Here is a 278-nt window from a genome sequence, read left to right on the forward strand (position 1 = left end):
GCCGCACGCGCGTCGCGCCGCGCGATCGAGGATCATGCGGCCGGCGGCCTGCTCGATTTCGATACCGCGATCGAGCTGATGTATCGCTTCATCGGCGAGTATCTCGGCTATGCGGACACCAACGCGTCGCTCGACCGCGACGATCACGCGTTCGAGCGCTCGGTCACGCACTACGCGGTGAAGACGAATTCGTTCTTCGTCGGCTTCGCGTTCCTGCGCACGCTCGTCGCCGTGGGCGCGATGAGCGCGTTCTGGATCGCGTCGGAGTGGCCGAGCGG

The 278-nt window shown here is 66.5% G+C and carries 1 protein-coding gene; it reads left to right on the forward strand.

The genetic code is table 11. The features are described 5' to 3' along the window. Positions 1-278 (forward strand): FUSC family protein (locus tag SB816_RS31180; RefSeq protein WP_410548137.1); only part of this gene is annotated, 278 nt, incomplete at both ends.

It is taken from the genome of Achromobacter sp. SIMBA_011 (assembly GCF_046535435.1).
Lineage (GTDB): Bacteria > Pseudomonadota > Gammaproteobacteria > Burkholderiales > Burkholderiaceae_B > Achromobacter > Achromobacter dolens.